This is a genomic window from Protofrankia sp. CiP1_Cm_nod4, assembly GCF_982290645.1.
Genome location: NZ_CEVIVC010000020.1, coordinates 49,345 through 52,156, shown reverse-complemented (window position 1 = coordinate 52,156; position 2,812 = coordinate 49,345). Strand labels below are relative to the sequence as shown.

The following is a 2,812-nucleotide window of genomic DNA, read 5'->3' as shown; positions in this document are numbered from 1 at the left end:
CAGCGACGCGGTCCGGTTCGCCGCCGCGGCCGCCACGCTGAGTATCAGTGGGATCGGCCCGGGGTCGATCGCGACCCGGGACGCCGTCGCGAAGCTGGCCGGCCAGGACACCGCGCCCCACCGCAGCGCCGCCGGGCTGTTCTGAGGCACCCGGTTCTCGACCCCACCCGACCCCGCCCGTTCGGGGTCCTTTTCCTTTGCCCACGCCGTAGTCAACGCTGTTGACGACTCCTGGCGCCATATTTGATCTTGAAAGTTGCCGGTGGATGTGCGTTGGGAGCGGGGCCGGGATGTTCCATGCCGTCAACCGCCTGCGGTGGGGTAGAGCGGCCACTTGTCGAGCGTGAGGCAGTCGTCGCTGGTTTTCGGCTCCCGGCCGCTGATGACGAACTGGCACGGCTGCCCGCCGGTGGCCTGCCGGTTCTGGTTCGACGGGTCGTACGGGGGGAGCTCCTTCCAGGAGAGATCGATGTAGATCACGGTCAGCTGTTTGCTCTGCGCTATCTGGGAGGCGTTGAAGTCGTTGCATCCGGTTGCTCCCGGCCACGCGGTCGCCGGAAAGTTCTTCACGTCCTCGCACGACGTGGGGGAGTCCTGCCGCAGCTGCTTCTCGATGCCTGTCCTGTCGATCGCCGTATTCTTGGTGACCATGTCGACGAACAGCTTGGCGGCATCGTAGGAGATGCCGATCCGCTCGTCCGCCCACAGTGTCTGGTGCTGGGCCCTCCCGGTCGCCTCGTACATGCTCTTCAGGCGGTGACAGAAGTCCTCCAGCGACCTGCTCACAAACAGGCCCTGGGTCAGGGTCCCGTCGAGGCACTTCTTGCCGGCGAGCACCACGGGAGCGCCTTTTGACACGAAGCGGAAGGCGGTCGTGTTGTTCCACTGTCCTGCCGCCTGGACCACGTACCGCGACACCGAGTCGTCGGCGAGGACCCGGTCCAGGCAGGCGCGCATACCGTCGAGGAAGCCGGGGAAGTCGTTGTACCGGCCGGCGAAGAAGAGCAGATTGCTCTGGTTCTCGCCCGCGCACCGCTCACGGAACCAGTCCGGTGTGTTCTCCCCGGGTCCCCAGCCGTGCGGTTCGTAGCGGAGCCCGGCCCGGGTGGCCTCGTTCCTGACGTCCTGCACCAGGGTGGAGACGTAGAGGTCGTCCACGGCCGGGTCCCCCTCCTGGCCGCGGGGATCACCAGGCGACCGTGGGTAGTACACGCTGATTCCCTGCTGTGCTTTCTTGGCATAGGCGGTGGCGAGCTGGGCCTCCCGCCGGTTGTTCGGCACCATCTGGAAGTAGGACGGTGAGAAGATCTCCATGGCGTCCCCGGACAGGGTGGTGGCGATCACGGGTATACGGGCGTTCCCGAGTGTGGCGACGGCCCGGCCGGTGTCCATGTTGCTCCGGTCCATGCCGATGACGCCGAGCACTTTTTCCCGGGGACGGGCGGCCAGCGGCACGAGATGATCGCGCGCTACCAGGTCGGCGTACCTCATGTGACTGCCGCCGTTGGCGATGAGGACGCGCAGCGCCATCCTCGGGACGGACGAATCAGCTCCTAACGTCCCGCACTCCGGAATGTCCTGTTTCTGGTTCAGCGTGTGCTGCCAGGTCAACAGCCCTTCCAGCTCCGCGACCTGTGCCGCGGTCCAGTCGGTTTCGGTCTCCCCGGTGAGGCCGGCAAAGTAGACCAGCGTCATGAGCGTGTACGGAATATTACCCGGTGACAGAGCGGCGAGTTTCACCGCGCACCGGTTCTGCCTAGCGATCTCCTGTTGCACGGCGAGCAGACGGTCGCCGGAAATCGATTTTCTCCCGGCGTTGAACCGGTAGCTGCCGTCGCTGTAGCCGACGCACTGGCCGTTGACCCAGGACACCGAGACACCCGTTCGCGACCAGCAGCCGTCATGATCGAATACGTGGGTGCCGTACCGGAGAATCCCGAGGACCACGGCCGCCAGGAGCACGACCGCGAGCGAACGCAGCGCCCATCGGCGCGCCCATAGCGGAGGCTTTGGCGCGGACAGGTGCTGCCCCCATCCCCTGGCATGTGGTCCGACCGTCTCCTCGGACGGCGGTGCTGACGCGAAGGCGGGTATCCGTAGCCACAGCCGCCAGTCCGCGCCGCTGGGTGGCTCGGCAGTGTTCCAGGCGTCGAGCGCGTCCGCCGCGTTGGCGGCGGACAGGAGAGGCTGCGGGGGCGGCTGCGGGATGGTGTCGGCCTGGTAGCCGGCGACCAGCAGGAGGGGGTCGTTCTTCCGGGTGCTGTCGCGGACGGTGATGATCATGTCCAGGAGCCGCTCGCCCTGCGGGTCGTCGGCGATGTTGTCGATGAGAGCCAGGACCCGGGCGGTGCGCCGCCACGCCCATAGCCGCCAGAACCGGCGCCGGTAGACGGCCCGCAGGTCGTGGAGAAAGGCGTCGACCAGCAGATGTTCCCGCTGGGCCTCCTCCTCGGGAACGCGGTGGGTGTCCGCGGCGAGACGGACGGCGAAAGAAGCGAATCCCTCCCCGTTCTCCGCGGGAAACAGCCGCTGTCTCATGAACCAGCGGGTGCGGACCAGGCCTGGCACGGGAATATATCCGGACTGCCAGAGCCGGAACCGGGCCCTCGGCCCGACGATGATGAGCACGGCCAGCAGCAGCCGGGTCAGGCCGGACAGGCCGTCCAGCAGTGGGTTGGCGCCGTTGTGGGCGCCCGCGAGCTTGGCCCGCAGGCGTTCGCCGAGTACCTCTTTCCGGGTTTTGCCAGGGGGAAGAGGAGCGAGTTGCTGCCGGGTCAGCCAGTCCGCGAACACGTACGTACGGAAACGGCAT

At 67.2% G+C, this 2,812-nt stretch carries 1 protein-coding gene; it reads right to left on the bottom strand.

Annotation, left to right across the window (positions count from 1 at the left end; translation table 11 throughout):
• Positions 1–303 precede the first annotated feature (303 nt).
• On the bottom strand, positions 304–2,812 hold a 2,509-nt coding region (locus AC5LSR_RS06555; protein WP_493468248.1), incomplete at its 5' end, for a type 1 periplasmic-binding domain-containing protein.